At 43.8% G+C, this 16856-nt stretch carries 13 protein-coding genes and 1 pseudogene; 2 read left to right on the forward strand and 12 right to left on the reverse strand.

What is annotated here, in order from left to right; genetic code table 11:
* Nucleotides 1-68 precede the first annotated feature (68 nt).
* The 4 genes from ACYCSE_RS25340 to adhE all read right to left on the reverse strand — a co-directional run bounded on the left by ACYCSE_RS25340 (nucleotide 69) and on the right by adhE (nucleotide 8523).
* Nucleotides 69-2291 (reverse strand): copper amine oxidase N-terminal domain-containing protein, encoded by a 2223-nt coding sequence (locus ACYCSE_RS25340; RefSeq protein WP_446674667.1) that lies wholly within the window; start codon nucleotides 2289-2291, stop codon nucleotides 69-71.
* A 219-nt stretch (nucleotides 2292-2510) separates the two neighbouring features.
* The gene (gene pflA, locus ACYCSE_RS25345) at nucleotides 2511-3269 is read right to left on the reverse strand and encodes a pyruvate formate-lyase-activating protein (RefSeq protein ID WP_013310845.1); all 759 of its coding nucleotides are present in this window, start codon (nucleotides 3267-3269) and stop codon (nucleotides 2511-2513) included.
* A 51-nt stretch (nucleotides 3270-3320) separates the two neighbouring features.
* Nucleotides 3321-5582 carry a formate C-acetyltransferase gene (gene pflB, locus ACYCSE_RS25350; protein ID WP_061829055.1) on the reverse strand — a complete coding sequence of 754 codons (2262 nt, stop codon included), beginning with the start codon at nucleotides 5580-5582 and terminating at the stop codon, nucleotides 3321-3323.
* A gap of 328 nt (nucleotides 5583-5910) precedes the next feature.
* Nucleotides 5911-8523: a bifunctional acetaldehyde-CoA/alcohol dehydrogenase gene (gene adhE, locus ACYCSE_RS25355; RefSeq protein WP_235309532.1), complete on the reverse strand. Its 2613-nt coding sequence runs from the start codon at nucleotides 8521-8523 to the stop codon at nucleotides 5911-5913.
* Nucleotides 8524-8781: 258 nt separating this feature from the next.
* Between adhE and ACYCSE_RS25360 the strand changes: the two genes are divergently transcribed.
* Nucleotides 8782-9498 (forward strand): Crp/Fnr family transcriptional regulator, encoded by a 717-nt coding sequence (locus tag ACYCSE_RS25360; protein ID WP_013310849.1) that lies wholly within the window; start codon nucleotides 8782-8784, stop codon nucleotides 9496-9498.
* Between the two features lie 140 nt (nucleotides 9499-9638).
* On the opposite strand, the gene ACYCSE_RS25365 is transcribed toward ACYCSE_RS25360, so the two are convergent.
* The 8 genes and pseudogenes from ACYCSE_RS25365 to ACYCSE_RS25400 form a co-directional block, all read right to left on the reverse strand.
* Nucleotides 9639-10406, reverse strand: coding sequence for a DODA-type extradiol aromatic ring-opening family dioxygenase (locus tag ACYCSE_RS25365; protein WP_250261059.1), 768 nt, complete (start codon nucleotides 10404-10406; stop codon nucleotides 9639-9641).
* Nucleotides 10407-11147: 741 nt separating this feature from the next.
* Nucleotides 11148-11492, reverse strand: a complete 345-nt coding sequence (locus tag ACYCSE_RS25370) for a winged helix-turn-helix transcriptional regulator (RefSeq protein WP_071641521.1) — start codon at nucleotides 11490-11492, stop codon at nucleotides 11148-11150.
* Nucleotides 11493-11738: 246 nt separating this feature from the next.
* Nucleotides 11739-12470: a ThuA domain-containing protein gene (locus ACYCSE_RS25375; protein WP_322171439.1), complete on the reverse strand. Its 732-nt coding sequence runs from the start codon at nucleotides 12468-12470 to the stop codon at nucleotides 11739-11741.
* A 20-nt stretch (nucleotides 12471-12490) separates the two neighbouring features.
* A complete protein-coding gene (locus ACYCSE_RS25380) occupies nucleotides 12491-13459 on the reverse strand; it encodes a sugar phosphate isomerase/epimerase family protein (RefSeq protein ID WP_348622913.1) in 969 nt (322 codons plus the stop codon).
* A gap of 77 nt (nucleotides 13460-13536) precedes the next feature.
* Nucleotides 13537-14619 carry a Gfo/Idh/MocA family protein gene (locus ACYCSE_RS25385; RefSeq protein ID WP_061829050.1) on the reverse strand — a complete coding sequence of 361 codons (1083 nt, stop codon included), beginning with the start codon at nucleotides 14617-14619 and terminating at the stop codon, nucleotides 13537-13539.
* Complete coding sequence (locus ACYCSE_RS25390) at nucleotides 14612-15379, reverse strand: sugar phosphate isomerase/epimerase family protein (protein ID WP_459700535.1); 768 nt, start codon at nucleotides 15377-15379, stop codon at nucleotides 14612-14614. Before ACYCSE_RS25390 ends, ACYCSE_RS25385 begins: the two co-directional genes overlap by 8 nt.
* A gap of 14 nt (nucleotides 15380-15393) precedes the next feature.
* Nucleotides 15394-15567, reverse strand: coding sequence for a hypothetical protein (locus ACYCSE_RS25395; RefSeq protein WP_459700537.1), 174 nt, complete (start codon nucleotides 15565-15567; stop codon nucleotides 15394-15396).
* A gap of 2 nt (nucleotides 15568-15569) precedes the next feature.
* Nucleotides 15570-15862: pseudogene (locus ACYCSE_RS25400) on the reverse strand (Gfo/Idh/MocA family protein); the annotation flags it as partial.
* Nucleotides 15863-16027: 165 nt separating this feature from the next.
* On the opposite strand from ACYCSE_RS25400, the gene ACYCSE_RS25405 reads away from it, so the two are divergent.
* Nucleotides 16028-16846: an AraC family transcriptional regulator gene (locus tag ACYCSE_RS25405; protein ID WP_061829048.1), complete on the forward strand. Its 819-nt coding sequence runs from the start codon at nucleotides 16028-16030 to the stop codon at nucleotides 16844-16846.
* Nucleotides 16847-16856: the final 10 nt, after the last annotated feature.

The following is a 16856-nucleotide window of genomic DNA, read 5'->3' on the forward strand; positions in this document are numbered from 1 at the left end:
ATCGACTTTTAAACGGTGAATGACGAGACTCAAGGTCTAAGCCGGTAAACAGCACCGGTTATTTCATATTAATTTTTAATAGCTGGCAAAGGCATAACTACTACGGAAACCGGCAAGTTACTTCCTGCAGCAGCAGTGAAATACATCTCTACACTTTCCTCGATATGCCCTGTGCGATACAGCACACTCATCTCATTTGGAGCCCATACTGCGCCGTTCGTCGGGATACCCACAACCTGATTGTTTACCATCGCATAGCCGGAATATTCGCCTCCACGCGGGTTGAACGTAATCAGTGAATACGGCGCTACATGATCCAATTTAACTTTATATACAACACCAAAATTACCGGCATTGGAAGCAGAAGAGCCGTCCAGACCGTCCGTACCAATCAGGTTCGGATCTACCTTATTATCACCAAGAACGATACGTTGAGCTGTTTTACCAACCTCTTCGGTATAATTGAGCGAGATATCTGCATTAGCGTATGTTCCACGGTTATGAATACCGTCCTTAGGCAGTTTAGCTAGAGTAGGCAACACGGTTAACGGATCTACATTTGCATCTAACACAATAACCGTGTATTGAATCGGTTGATCCGTATACAAATCAGATAACAAAGATATGACTTGTTTTTGCTTGATTTTTTGTGCATTCAAATCCTCTAAAATAATGCGGCTTTCGCCAGGATTTAGAACTGAGCTAGAACGCTTGCTTCCATCCTGCATGGATTGAAAATATCGTTGAATTGAGACTTTACCCGCAGCCGTGGCAAATTCAGATGGTCCAGCAAAACCAGAATTTTCGACATTCATGTTGGCAGGAGTAATATTGTTGTTAGTTGCAATCACGTACATTTTCACATCTCGACCCGTTTCATTCACATGATGGACGAGTATGCGCGTGCTGCCTGATCCGGTTTCCTGATACACAATTCCGTCCTGGAATACACGTTCCGGGCTGTTAGCACGGATCAAAAGACGCGGAGAAGATGTACTAGTCAAAGGAATGGTAGCCATGGTAGGCACCTGACTGCCGTCTACTGTATATTTATCACCATATGGTGTGAAGATTTTATTGAAATCATCTTCGTTGTACAGCAATTCATTCGTAATTTTAATTGTTTCACTTTTGGTACCTGTTGCGCCGTGTTTATCAGTCACGGTGAGTGTGATTGTTACATCACCTGGTTGGAAGAAGGCAAGTTTCTTATTCTCCCAATCACGCTTAGTGATTGCATTCTCATCATCTGTACTCAGGTCGGTAATGGTGATTTTCTCACCCATTTTGTACTCTTTTTTATCAGTTGTAAACAGAGCCACTGGCGGCTGATTTGGTGGTCTTACTGTAATTGTAACTGAGTAAGGATCACTCCAGTTCCCAGCAGAGTCAAGAACAGAATAGGTAACTACATATGTACCCGGCTCCTGAAATACGTCCTGCTTACCTTCCCAACGTTGGTTCACAATCGGAAGACCTGTAGGAGAAGATTCCTTCGTCAAATACGTAACTTGGGTTTCGCCCGCATAGATATCTTTTTGTTGAACCGTGAAGGAAGCTTTAGGTTTCTGATTCAAATCCATGATAACTTGTTTAGTCGTATTATTCACAGTATAAGGAATATTTAAGGCCTGTGTAATCGAGGTCAATGGCACCATAAATACGTTCTTTTGCTGAAAAGCCGGTCCCTTCATTTGTCTGGCTTCACCGTTAACCGTATAAACCTTGCTGTCTGTTTTGAAGCGCATGACATTTGTTCCTTGTGTGATTACGGTTTCTTTGGTGGCAGTGTCATAACTAAACTGCAATCCGACACGGCTGACAAGTGAACGGATAGCTACATAGGAAACTCCGTCCTTCACGGTCATCGGCTGAGTTGCTGTGTACACCTGTCCGTTTTGTTCCATTTTCGCGCTGTTTAAGTACAAAATCAATTGATTAGCACCCATGGATGTTGGAGCTCCACCAGGATTGGTGATCGTTCCGTCTCCACCGTATACATCATTGGAAACGTTCGATCCGTTGGTTGTATCCGTAGGCAGGCCAGTCAATGGATCATTGGATACGCCTGTGTTATTAGGTGTCACCGTGTCATTTCGTGTGCTAGTTCCATCTTGATCTCCGATGCTATTCTGAACGCCTGAATCAGCAACATTGGCCTGAGCCTGCTGTGCGCTAACCGAATCGGTGGATTGAACGGTTGTTGATGCTGCTTCTGCTCCTACAGGGGCTACTGCGGCCACCTGAGCTACCGCAAGGGCGGTGAGCATGGTCCATTTCTTGAAATTCATTGTCTGTCTCCTTCTATCACCAAATTATTATCATTCCCGTAAAAAGTCATACTATTAGACGCGTCAGTTGTTAAAAAGTTTCTGGAAATTTTGCTGATCATGAAAAAAAGGGAACTTTCTCCTGTGACTGCAAAAAATTCAACAACAAAAAACCGCCGCCCATCTGACCTGATGTGGCGGCGGCTTCATTACTAGGAAATAGCTTTTGAGCCATTTACATTATGATGGACGACAGACAGCATTCTTTCCAGCAGTCTCCAGACGACCCTCTTCAATGAGTCGGTAAGCACGTTGAACTTCTTCATCTGTAGGAGATGGAACTCCCTCCAACGGATACTCCTTACCAAGCATTTCCCATTTGTAAACACCCATTTGATGGTAAGGTAAAATTTCGAATTTCTCGACTCCGTTCAACGTTCCGATAAACCGTCCCAAATTCAATAAATCTTGCTCGTCATCATGAATACCCGGTACAAATACGTGTCTAATCCACATTTTGCGCCCTTGCTCAGACAACCAGCGAGCCGTACTCAGCATACGGTCGTTAGACTTGCCTGTAAGCTTAATATGCTTGTCATTGTCAATATGCTTAATATCCAGTAGCACCAAGTCTGTTACGTCCAGCAGTTCATGGATGCGGCCCGCGTCATTAAATCCGTTACTGTCCAGTGTCGTGTGCAAATTCCACCGACGTTTCACTTCTTTGAACAGCTCTGCGACAAAATGAGCTTGCAGCGTCGGTTCTCCACCGGATACGGTCAATCCGCCTCCGGAAGAACGGTAATAGGCTAAATACGGCTCAATCTCAGCCAATACCTCCTCCAACGTCATCGGATTACCTTCATTCAAGGCCCAAGTGTCCGGGTTATGGCAATATTGACATTTCAACAAGCATCCTTGCATAAAGAGCACGAAGCGGATGCCGGGACCATCGACGGTCCCGAAGGTTTCCAATGAGTGTATGTGACCTTTCAACATGTTGCATCATCCTTCCCGCATCCGCTATGCGTGCGTCATTGTAATACTTATTTACATTGTACCGTGGAAAGTACGGTTAATAACATCCAATTGTTGTTCACGAGTCAGCTTGATAAAGTTAACGGCATAGCCGGAAACACGAATCGTAAGCTGTGGATAGTTTTCTGGGTGCTCCATTGCATCCAACAGTTGTTCGCGAGCAAACACATTGACATTCAGATGATGTGCGTGGCTTCCAAAGTAGCCATCCATCATCGAAACAAGGTTTGTTTTACGTGTTTCTTCTTCTTTACCCAGTGCTTTAGGCACGATGGAGAAGGTGTTCGAGATACCATCCAGACTGTGTTCATAAGGCAATTTGGCTACGGAACTCAGAGATGCCAAAGCACCTTTTTTATCACGGCCGTGCATTGGGTTTGCCCCTGGTGCAAACGGTTCGCCTGCTTTACGTCCATCCGGTGTTGTACCTGTTTTCTTACCGTACACCACGTTGGAAGTAATAGTCAGTACAGATTGAGTAGGAACCGCATTACGATAAGCTTTATGCTTGCGAATCATGCTCATGAAGCTTTCTACCAGTTCCACAGCGATGTTATCTACACGGTCATCGTTGTTACCGTAGCAAGGGTATTCGCCTTCAATTTCAAAGTCAACAGCAATCCCTTTTTCGTTACGGATTGGTTTAACTTTTGCAAATTTAATGGCACTCAAGGAGTCGGTAGCAACTGACAGACCCGCAATACCACAAGCCATGGTACGGAGAATATCACGATCATGCAACGCCATTTCAATGCGTTCGTAGCTATATTTATCATGCATGTAGTGAATAACATTCAAAGTGTTCATGTACAGTTTTGCCAACCATTCCATCATAGGTTTGAAGCGGCTCAACACTTCTTCATAATCCAGAACTTCACCTGTAATGGCTGGGAATTCAGGCCCTACTTGAACGCCAGATTTTTCATCTTTACCACCGTTAATTGCATACAGCAGAGCTTTAGCCAAGTTGGCACGAGCACCAAAGAATTGCATTTGCTTACCGATTTTCATTGCCGATACACAACAAGCAATACCATAATCGTCTCCATAAATTGGACGCATCAGATCGTCATTTTCGTACTGAATGGAGCTAGTCTCAATAGAAACTTTCGCACAATACTTTTTGAAGCCTTCAGGCAATTTTTCCGACCACAGTACAGTCAGGTTCGGCTCCGGTGCAGGTCCCAGATTGTAGAGGGTGTGCAGGAAACGGAAGCTGTTTTTAGTTACCCGAGTTTCTCCAGTTACGGACATACCACCAATGGACTCAGTAACCCAAGTTGGATCTCCACTGAACAGTTCATTATAGTCAGGTGTGCGCAAGAACTTAACAATACGCAATTTCATAACAAAATGATCGACCAGTTCTTGAGCTTGTTCTTCTGTCATTGTACCCTCTTCCATATCACGTTGAGAGTAAATATCAAGGAAGGAAGATACACGTCCTAAGGACATTGCTGCACCATTTTGTTCTTTGATTGCTGCAAGATATCCAAAATATACCCATTGGAAAGCTTCTTTCGCATTGTTAGCAGGTTTGGAAATATCAAAACCGTGCTCAGCAGCCATTTGTTTCAGTTCATTCAAAGCACGAATTTGTTCGGAAATTTCCTCACGAAGACGAATTACGTCTTCTTCCATGGAATCAACTTCAAGGCTTTTCAGTTGCAGCTTTTTATCTTGGATCAAGAAGGCTACACCATACAAAGCTACACGACGATAGTCACCGATAATACGACCACGACCGTATGCATCTGGCAGACCAGTAATGATACCAGCTTTACGGGCTGCTCTCATTTCATCTGTATAAGCGTCAAATACACCTTGGTTGTGAGTTTTACGAATATGAGTGAAGATATCAATGATACTTTCTGGTACTTCAAAACCATAGGCTTTACAAGCGTCGATCATCATCCGAATTCCACCAAACGGCTGCAAAGAGCGTTTGAATGGAGCATCTGTTTGTACACCGACAATTTGCTCTTTATCCCGGTCTAGATAACCCGGTTTATGTGAAATAATAGTGGATGGCGTATTCACGTCTACATCAAGCACGCCGCCGTTTGCCAGCTCTTTTTTAGTAAGATCGGATACAATATCCCACAATGCAGTTGTGTTGGCGGTAGGACCAACCAAAAATTCTTCATTGCCAACATAAGGTAAGATATTAGTTTCAATAAAATCGTTGACGTTGACTTCTTTAGTCCATTTGCCTTTTTTAAAACCTCTCCAGCCAGATTGTTGCTCTTGTAATTCTCTCTCAATCACCGACATGTAAATCCCTCCAAATTGTTTGGTCTTCCGGACTTGTGATTTTTTTCACGATAAAGCTATTTCTTGAGCCCGGCCTTTTCACCGATGCCTTACGCTCAGTGTCGGGACCTTTCTTACACCCTTATTGTAGAATAATGATAGAGTGTAGTATGTGACAAAAATCACAATATGAGTGATTTTTGTCACTTTATTTTCCCTAGCTTCACGCCTATATCCTTAGCCTTGCCGTTCACCTCCCTTCCCAAACCAACAGGCCCTCTATATAGAGAGCCTGCATCGGTATTGAACGAGAAAATGCTTTTTCACAAGCCTCTTCGTACCTATTATATTATTGGTCAAAACGTCCGTAGAAGGCATTGCGATAGACATCAGCCAACTCAGTAACCAGTGGCAACTTCGGATTCGCAGTTGTACATTGATCTTCAAATGCGCGGTCAGCCAGATAGTCTACACGTGATTCGAAATCCTTTGCATCGAAACCGATTTGTTGGAACGATTCCTCGATACCAAGTGTTTTGTTCATTTTACGGATCGCTTCGATCAAGCTGTTAACCCCTTCTTCGGTGGTGCGTGCAGGCAGTCCCAGTATGCGCGCGATTTCTGCATAACGCTCATCCGCAACAAAGTGCGAATATTTAGGGAACGAAGCAAATTTTGTCGGTTTTTTCGCATTATAGCGAATGACGTGCGGCAATAAAATGGCATTCGTGCGGCCATGCGCTGTATGGTATTGTCCACCCCATTTATGTGCAAGACTGTGGTTAATGCCCAAGAATGCATTAGCAAATGCCATACCAGCAAGTGTAGAAGCATTATGCATTTTTTCACGAGCCAGCTTATCACCAGTCAGAGCCGATTGTTCTAGGTATTGGAATACCAATTGAATGGCTTTAATTGCCAGACCATCTGTGTAGTCATTAGCCATTACGGACACGTAAGCCTCGATAGCATGTGTCAGAACATCCATACCTGTGTCCGCTACAGCTGTTTTAGGTAGCGAATATACAAACACTGGGTCAATAATTGCCACATCAGGAGTCAACTCATAGTCAGCCAGTGGGTACTTCGTGTCGCCCAGGTTTTTGTCCGTAATTACTGCGAACGATGTAACTTCGGAACCTGTACCCGAGGTTGTAGGGATAGCTACAAATTGTGCTTTTTGGCCCAGACGTGGGTACTTGTAAATCCGTTTACGGATATCCATGAATTTTTGTTTTAAATTATTGAAATCAGTATCTGGATATTCATAGAACATCCACATGCCTTTAGCAGCATCCATTGGGGAACCGCCGCCCAGTGCGATGATGCAATCCGGTTGGAAACGTCTCATCATTTCAGTACCACGTTCTACCGTAACTGTCGATGGATCTGGCTCTACTTCAGAGAACACTTCGATAGCTACTGGTGTTTGGCGTTGATGCAGATAATGAATAACACGATCTACATATCCCAGTTGTACCATCATAGGGTCTGTGATAATGGCTACACGTGTGATATCAGGCATTTTAGCAAGATACTGTGTCGAGTTTTTCTCAAAATAGATTTTGGAAGGTACTTTGAACCATTGCATATTCACCGTCCGTTTCGCCACCCTTTTCACATTAATCAAATTGACTGCCGATACGTTCGACGAAGTCGAGTTACGACCATACGAACCGCAACCGAGTGTCAACGAAGGAAGGTTGGTGTTGTAAATGTCGCCAATCGCACCATGTGTGGAAGGTGCATTTACAATGATACGTCCTGTTTGCAGACGGTTTGCGAAGCGAGCGATAACGTCCTCATCGTTCGAATGAATAGCGGACGAGTGGCCCATGCCCCCGAATTCCACGACTTCAGCAGCACGTTGAATACCTTGTTCCGCATTTTTTACTTTATAGCAAGCCAATACAGGACTCAATTTTTCCGCAGACAATGGGAATTTTGTTCCTACCCCTTCAATCTCAGCGACCAAAATTTTAGTTCCTGCTGGTACTGTAATACCACTCATTTCAGCAATTTTCACAGCAGACTGCCCGACGATAGCTGGGTTCACTGCACATTTCTCGACATTCATAGCTCCTTGAGTGAGCTTAGCTGCTTCTTCTTTATTTACAAAATAGCAGCCGTTAGCAATCATCAATTTTTTCACTTGTTCGAAGATTGGCTCTTCGATAATAACCGCTTGCTCGGAAGCACAAATCATACCGTTGTCGAAAGATTTAGAGAGGATGAGATCGTTCACAGCCTGCTTGATGTCTGCTGTTTTTTCAATAAAGCAAGGCACGTTACCTGGGCCTACACCCAGAGCAGGTTTACCGCAGCTATATGCCGCCTTAACCATGCCTGATCCACCAGTTGCCAGAATCAGCGCCACATCAGGGTGGTTCATCAGTACATTGGTCTTATCCATCGAAGGTGCTTCAATCCATTGAATACAATCAGCTGGAGCACCATGTTTAACAGCTGCTTCGAGCAAGACGCGGGCTGCTTCCGCACTACACGATTGAGCAGATGGATGGAAACCGAAAATGATTGGGTTACGTGTTTTAATGGCAATCAGCGCTTTGAACATCGTAGTCGAAGTCGGGTTTGTCACTGGAGTGATCCCCATGATAATGCCGACTGGCTCTGCTATCTTTTGAAAACTGTCAAAATCATTGTCCTCAATGACACCGACGGTTTTTTCATTTTTGATACTATGATAGATATATTCTGTTGCAAACATGTTTTTGGTGATTTTGTCCTCGTACACACCGCGTCCTGTTTCTTCAACAGCCATCTTCGCTAGGTACATGTGTTTATCCATCCCTGCGAGTGCCATAGCTTGTACGATTTCGTCAATCTGTTCCTGATTCATACTCATGAAAGCTTGCTGTGCCCGGTTCCCCCGGTCAATCAGCGTTTGAATATACTGCTCTGCGCTTTGCTCTTTTTGGATAACCTCGTTTTTAACAGCCATTTCCCTCATCCTCCTGTTATCTCGTGTACTATCTCTTGTTCACGCACTGATCGTAACACAGCTTTCTAAGATATATTGTGATTTTTTTCACAATCTATTTAAAATTTTATTTTATGAAGTGAATTAAATCACAAAGTTTGGAATTCTGCCACTTTTACCCCCTCTTCTTGCCCCAAAAACGCATTGCGCAGGTATATAATGAATTTGAATTGATCAAGTTGCAGATAAAAAACATAGGATACAAAGGGGAAATGGACGATGAGAAACCCTACAAATGTAATGGAAGCCCGCGGCAACACCTGTTGCTTCTCGGAGGCCAGCTTCAACCGGTTGCAAGTGATGATGAAAGATCGAGTTATGCCTGAAAGCTCGCATCTGTTCTGGGAAGGAGATACAGCGGATAAGCTGTTTTATATTAAGCGTGGACGCGTGAAAGTAACCAAAACAACGGATGAAGGTAAGGAACTTATTCTATATATGTATCAAAGCGGCGATCTTGTTGGTCAAGCTGATCCATTTTTCGGTACTAAGCATTCCTTTTCTGCTGAGGTTCTGGAAGACAGTGATATTGGCGTAATCGATCATACAGATCTGGAACTGCTTATTTGCCAGCATTGTGATTTTGCGATTGACTTTATGAAATGGATGGGTTCGCATCACCGTATTACTCAGACTAAGTTCCGCGATTTGATGATGTACGGCAAGCCAGGTGCTTTATGTTCAACACTCATCCGTCTATGCAATACCTATGGTGAGCCTCACGGCGAACATATCCTGATTCATAAGAAAATTACTCATACTGACTTATCTAATATGATCGGTGCGACTCGGGAAAGCGTAAACCGGATGCTTAGTGATCTACGTAAGAAAAATGCAGTAGAATACGATAACGGCATGATTGTTGTCAAGGATTTGGAAATGCTGCAAGGCGTATGTCATTGTGAATTGTGCCCTCGTGAGATTTGCCGGATATAATAAATCGTTATTTATGTAAAAGGGAGTGTTATAAGCCATTATAGCTTATAACACTCCCTAATTTATTTCCACTTCCCTACTTAATACAGGAGCAGTAGCGAAGCATTTTAACAATAGTCCTTCTTCTGGCAACACACTTTTTAAAACTGTAAGCATAGATAACTTAAATTCCCCATCTCATAGCTTCTATGGATGACCTTGGCTTTGTTTGCAGGATTTCCACTCCCCATCGCAATAAACAACGGTACAAAGTGCTCTGCTCTTGGTACAGCCTGACGAGCATACGGTGCTTTGCTTTTATAGTGATCCAAAGCCTCTATATCTCTACTTTGCACTTTTTCAATAATCCAATTATCAAAATCTATAGCCCAAGGTTCTGTTTTCGTTTCTCCCCATTTGACGATACGCAGATTATGAACAGTCACGCCACTGCCAATGACCAGAATATCCTGTTCTCCCAGTCCACGTAGCACTTCACCAATGACATATTGTGCTTTGGGCGAGAGATATGGATTTACAGAGATCTGAACTACCGGAATGTCTGCCTCAGGATACATACGATGCAACAATGTCCAGGATCCATGATCCAGTCCCCTCACCCGATCAGTTTGTACGTCAATACCCTTTTGTTCATATAATTTTTTCAGCTTATTGGCCAGTTCGACAGAGCCATGTGCTGGATATTTCACCGCGTACAGTTCCGGTGGGAAACCACCAAAATCATAAATGGTATCGTACACGTCATCCATCGAACTGATCGTCAACGTTTGCGCTTCCCAATGAGCAGTAAAGATAACAACCGCTTTAGGACGAATACTTTTCCCCAGTTGCTCTAAAAATGAAGTATAGTCCGTCTGTTCAATAGCAAGCATCGGTGAGCCGTGGGCCAAAAATAAAGATGGCATCATATAAAGATCCCCTTGTCATCAATAATTTATTTTATTCATTAAGTAACTTTATGTAAGTAATAGTACATAAGTAACAGAGTTATGTCAACACAGACTCCAACATACACTTAGATCAGTGATTCCATAAATAAAGATTGATATAGGTATAAAGTCATAGTAATATGTAACTAATAAATTTTAAAATTTCACTACACTTCGATACAAAGGACTGGTTTCTATGGAGATACATACTTCTAATTGCCCAAAATGTGGTTCCGTTTTTCGTCAGAACCTTAGAAACCTGTGTAGTACTTGTATTCAGGAAGAAAATATATTCTTAGACCGCTGTTCTAACTATCTATGGAAGCATCCTTCTACTCATACCCGCCAGCTCAGTGATGTAACCGGCACACCTATAGAATTACTCACAGACTGGGTAAGAGCAGGCAAGTTTCCCTCCACATACAGTCAGCTCGATTATCCTTGTGAGTCCTGCCGTTCCCCTATTTATGCAGGAAGACTTTGCCATTCCTGTCTGGGTACATTCCGTTCGGCCGCGCTGGATATTCAAACCCGTGTGCCCCGCCGTGCAACAGCAGCATTATTCTCAGTTGCAGGGCGCGTCAAAGGCTATTAAGCCGTGCTACCTATGCACATCATTTCTGTGATATGGATAAGTAGTCCTATACACAAAATAAAAAAACAGCCTTTTTCCTAGGAAAAGGCTGTTTTGCTATGAGAAACGCTTATTTAGTTTGGTGCTCATCTAATCCATTCCTCAGCCCAAAATTGAATCTGTTCCATAACCGGCTGAAGTGCACGGCCTTTGGTTGTTAGCTCGTATTCAATGCGGACAGGAGTTTCCGGATATACATGACGTGTAAGAATTCCTTCATTTTCCAAATCTTTCATCCGCTCTGATAACATTTTGTCACTCATTGTGGGAATCAGATTGGAAATATCCTTAAACCGCTTAGGACCGCTCATCATGGATTGAATAATTAATCCATTCCAACGCTTGCCCAAACATGAAAAGGCGGTTTCAAAACGCGGACACATTTTTGCACATTGCGGTTGACTCTCCAAATTTTTCACCTTCTTTTGCATTTCGGTTTGATAAAGCTTTCCTTTTGTTAGTATATATCATTTTAGCATACTTTATCCCGAAAGAAAACACTTTCTTCTTAAATTAAATACCTGCGCCGATAAAGTTGCCATGACCAAAACTGATTATACAACAAACCAACACAGCAGGTATATGTCTAAATCGTTAAATACAAAAAGGCGGAATCCCAAAGAGGTTCCGCCTATCAATCTGTTCATTATACACTCATCCATATGTGATGATTGTCATTATACCAACACTCCACCGAGAGGTCTTACAGGTTCACTTCTACCATATATTGGTTTGTTAATACTTGTCGGAGAAGTCCAACGAATGCTGTTGGCGATAACTTTCAAAATATCAGGCTGGTAATAAGTCGGATAGGTCTCATGACCTGGGCGGAAATAGAATATCTTACCGCTACCTCGGCGGAAGGTACATCCGGTTCTAAATACTTCGCCGCCTTCAAAGTTACTAACAAATACCAGTTCATCCGGCGTAGGAATATCAAAGAACTCGCCATACATCTCTTCCTGCTTCAACAAAATTTTGGCATCTATGCCTTCTGCAATGGGATGTGACGGATTCACCGACCAAATAATCTCCTGTTCACCTGCCACCCTCCATTTCAGGTCACAGCTAGTGCCCATTAGGGCTTTGAATGGCTTGGAAAAATGGCCTGAGTGCAGCACGATCAACCCCATTCCTTCCTGCACTCGCTTGACAACACGCGCCGTAACTTCATCGCTCACCTGATCGTGGGCTTTATGCCCCCACCACAGCAGCACATCTGTGGAATTCAGAATATCTTCTCCCAAACCATGCTCGGCATCATCACGCAGAGTAGCTGTTCGAATGGCAAATCCCTCTCCTGCCAGGCCATCAGCCAACGCTTTGTGTATCCCGTCAGGATATATCTGTTTGGCTTCATCATTCAACTTTTCGTTCAAAAATTCATTCCAAATGGTGACGTTAATCATCAACATTTCCCCCTATTAGGTTAGACCCACCACATCTCGCTCAGCGGTTCTTCAATTAGTACCTGGCGAAGATTGTGGACAGCCTTAGTAAAGCCTTCCTCCACGGACATCAGACCATCTTCATGCTCAATACTCACTACATAATCGTATCCCACCAGACGCAGGGCACTGATAATATCTGCCCAGGTTTTTACATCATGCCCATAGCCCACAGTTCGGAACTGCCAAGCACGATCTAGCATTTTCGTATATTCCTGCATATCGGTAAGTCCATATTTATTTACATTGATCGGATCAATCGTCGTATCCTTGGCATGAAAATGGTGAATGGCTCCCTCTCGGCCCAAAATTTGAACCGCCTGCACTGGGTCAATTCCCTGCCACCACATATGGCTCGGATCCAGATTAGCACCAATAACCTCTCCCGCAGCTTCACGCAAACGAAGCAAGGTCGCTGGTGTATGAACGGAGAAGCCCCCGTGTAGCTCCAGCCCAATTTTAACATGATGATCTGCTGCAAATTTCCCCGTCTCGGTCCAGTAAGGAATAATTTTATTCTCCCATTGCCACTTCAACACTTCCTGAAAATCATTAGGCCACGGAGCCACAGGCCAGTTTGGATATTTCGCATCCTCATGATCACCCGGACAGCCAGAGAAAGTGTTCACAACTGGAACTTCCAGCTTTTCAGCCAATCGAACGGTTTTAAGAAACGCATCATGATCAGCCTGGGCCAAATGCTTTTGCGGATGGAGAGGATTGCCGTGACAGCTAAGCGCACTAATCGTTAGTCCGCGGGACTCTACTGCCTTTTTGAAATTTTTGAGCGCTGTATCATTCTCCAGCAACTCATCCGGCTTACAATGCTTATCCCCAGGGTTGCCGCCTGTACCGATTTCTACAGCATCCAATCCTTGAGAAGCCACATAATCCAGCGCCTCCTCCAGCGAACGTCCGCCAAACAACACCATAAATACTCCAAGTTTCAAAAGAAATCCCTCCCTGTATCATATGTGAAAAAAGCTGCTTTCATTATAATGATGGTCTATTCGGGATAATTACGGGCTTAGTCAAAATAGACAGCTTTCCCCGTACGAGCCGATTCATAGATAGCTTCCAAAATTTCAGTAACAACCAGTGCCTGTTCCGGTTTCACAAGAGGTTCTTTGTCGTCCAGAATAGATTCGATCCACAGACGGGCTTCGCGGTCTGCTTCATTTTCCGTTTCTCCAGAGTAAAAGGCAACACCGCCTGCATCCAGATCTATTTTCGTATCAAACAAGCGGCTGTTCTTTTCCCCGTTAATGCGCAATCCATCCTGCATATCGGCTCCGCCTTCGGTACCGCATAACAGCGTCTTCGCTTCGCCAAATTCTACAACGTTCAATGCCCAGCTGGACTCTAGTACAATCGTAGCTCCATTTTGCATCGTAATAAAACCAAAAGCTGAGTCCTCTACCTTAAATTCCTCAGGATTCCAAGGTCCAAAGGCATTTGCTGCATCTTTACGATCCCCTAGCTTATGGAAGGTTGAACCTAGTACGCTTTTAGGCTTGTAATTATCCATCAGCCAGAGTGTCAGGTCGAGTGCATGCGTGCCAATATCAATAAGGGGGCCACCGCCCTGCTTCTCTTCATCCAAGAATACTCCCCAAGTCGGAACCGCGCGACGGCGTAGAGCAATGGCTTTGCCCAGATAAATGTCTCCAAGCTCTCCTTGTTCGACCAATTGCTTCAGATACAAACTATCATCACGATAACGGTTTTGATACGCAATAGACAGCTTCTTACCTGTACGGTTGGCCGCATCAAGCATTTCCCGTGCCTGCTCTGCAGTTTTAGCCATCGGTTTTTCGCACAGCACATGCTTACCTGCCTCAAGCGCCGCTACGGTAATTTCCGAGTGCGAGTCGTTGGGTGTACATACATGTACGACTTCAATGTCTTTATTTTCTAACAGCTTACGGTAATCGCTATAAACTTGCGAGCCTTCAACTCCAAACTTTTCTGCTGCCTCTTCAGCGCGCTCCTGAATGATGTCACAGAATGCGACGATTTCTGCACGTTTCTGCTTGGCAAGACTCGGCAAGTGTTTGCCGTTGGCAATTCCTCCACAACCAATAATCCCGATTTTGAGTGTTTTAGACATGAATATTTCCTCCCTGAGCTGCGTATTGTTGGAGCCATTTAATGCTGGTTTCAATGCTTTCGATTGGAGGGTTTGAGCAGAAATCCTGTTCTACGACGATCCAATCCACACCTGCCTGAATAGCGGCGTCTGTAATGGCCTGAAGCTGCACTTCGCCTTTGCCAAGCTCTACAGTCACTGCTTTTTGTTGCTCGTCACGTGCCATATCCTTTAAGTGAATGATAGGCAGGCGTCCATTATAACGTCCGATGTATTCCACTGGATCATAGCCCCCATAGTATACCCAACAAGTATCCATTTCGACCTGTAACAAATCATCGGAAACCGCATCATATAAAGCATCGAATACCGGGCGATCATTGATTTTTTCTGTCAATTCAAAATCATGATTATGATAAGCCAGTATCAAGCCCTGTTTTTTCACTTTTTCACCAATACGATCCAAATTAGCAAAAAGTTCATCCCACTGTCGCTGTTCTTCGGTTAAATAAGGAACGATTAGGTATTTATTTCCCAATTCTTTGTGGTATGTGATCTCCTCATCCAAATGATCCAGCAAACGAGAATATTGTATATGAGTTCCGACAACTTCCAGATTCAGCTCATCTAAAAGCGCTCTGACATCCTTGGCATTGCGTCCGAAAAAGGTATGAAATTCTACCCCTTTATAGCCAAGCTCAGCTACCTTGCGCAATGTACCTTCAAAATCCTGTTCAAGCTCTTCCCTTACTGTGTACAATTGCAATCCTACTTTAGCCATTCCCCTTCACCTCTTTAATTAGATGAGTTTTCCATTATATCTGTTCCATAATACAAATCCTCGTCCGGTTTGAACGTGCTTTCAATCGTAATGTGATTGCCATCCAATGGTGAGCGCTGAAAAGCATACATGGCTTCTAACACATGGTAGGCCAGTTCAGCATTGGCACGATGGTCCGTGAATTTCAATGCGCCAAAGGCTTTTCACTGTACACATGCTTGCCTGCCTCTAGTATCGCCACATCTGACCGTGCATGGCTGCCAGGCACGGTCAGATTAAATACAAGCTCAATCTCAGGCTGGCGAAGCAATTCATCCACTTTGTATACGTTTTCAATGTTGAATTCATCGGCCCTCTCCTTGGCCCTCTCATCCAGTAATCAGCGACGGCCACCACTTCAATAAGTGGGCTCTTTTGGAGATTTTCAAGATATACCGAGCTAATAGTACCGCATCCGATAATCCCGGCCTTCATTCGTTCCACGCGTCACACTCCTTGGCCTCCAACATGTACTTTCTCATCTAACATGTAAGCCTTACAGTTCACATAGTATTCTATTTCTGTTTCGTTTAAAATGAATAATATGATTAAAACATGAACAATCTGGTCAATATTTGAAACAGCCATATGCCCAAAGGAGTCATCATCATGTCTATCGTCGAGCCTTGTCAGGTTCTTACCGCAGGCTATTCCTTCCATCGAAAGCCCTTTTATTCGAACCAGCCTGATGGGATCAAAAATTATTTATTCCGTTTGCAAACAGATGGACGCTGCCAGGCCCGCATTAACGGGGAAATGACACGGATTGAGGCGGGTGACCTACTGCTATTCAATCCTACCGAGCCTTATGAACTGGATATTCATAGTGAGTTGAACCCCATGGGAGAGCAGGTCGTGGAAAGTGGAGATTATCACATTTTTTTCGGTGGTTCCTGGGTAGATGAGTGGTGGAACCATCATAAACGACCCAACAGAATTAAGGTTCAGCTCACAGAAGCCCTGCTTGGCCTATTTCGTCAGCTTGTGATGGAGCAACGACGTATTTCTAATCCTTACCCGGAAATATCAAGTTATTACATACGCATTTTATGTTTGGAGTTTGACCGTATGCTATCCGATCATCCTATCGCTACTCATCATAACTATCTTGCGTATCAGATTAAAAATTATATTGAAGAAAACGCATCCTCTAACTTCAAACTGGATGACGTGTCTTCACACGTCGGTATCAGCGTATCCCGAGCAGTACATCTGTTTAAGGAAACATTCGATACGAGCATTATGCAGTACACGCTGGACATCAGGCTTAACATGGCGAGAGAACGAATCATTTTCAGTCCCATGTCACTGGAACAAGCCGCCGAATCGTCAGGATTTGCAAATTACACGTATTTTCACCGTGTATTTCGTTCCCGCTTCGGTATGTCACCCAAGGAATTTAGGGTGATTCACCGCGAACAATTGTAGGACAAAGAGA

It is taken from the genome of Paenibacillus sp. SEL1, assembly GCF_054602535.1.